The sequence below is a fragment of the Ciceribacter ferrooxidans genome (assembly GCF_004137355.1).
Lineage (GTDB): Bacteria > Pseudomonadota > Alphaproteobacteria > Rhizobiales > Rhizobiaceae > Allorhizobium > Allorhizobium ferrooxidans.
On sequence record NZ_SDVB01000137.1, the window covers coordinates 1 to 253 of the forward strand.

1 protein-coding gene is annotated in these 253 nt (G+C 45.5%); it reads left to right on the forward strand.

What is annotated here, in order from left to right; genetic code table 11:
- Positions 1-180: hypothetical protein (locus EUU22_RS26375; protein ID WP_205687848.1), on the forward strand; the 180-nt coding region annotated here is incomplete at its 5' end.
- Between the last annotated feature and the right edge of the window lie 73 nt (positions 181-253).

Here is a 253-nt window from a genome sequence, read left to right on the forward strand (position 1 = left end):
TATTCCAAAATTTATTATAGTGATATTTGTACCCCTCTGAATATTCTAAAAATTACTGATGGGCACCTGGCTGGCCCAGCATTGTATTCACATACAAAGCTGGTACAGCATGTGACACTTCATCCCAAGGTCGTAAGTCCAGGCCCTGGTGGGCATAGAGCTTACTTTAAAAATAACTAGGGACGCCTGGGTGTCTCAGTTGGTTAAGTGTCCAGCTTTGGCTCAGGTCATGATCTCGCCGTTCGTGGGTTCG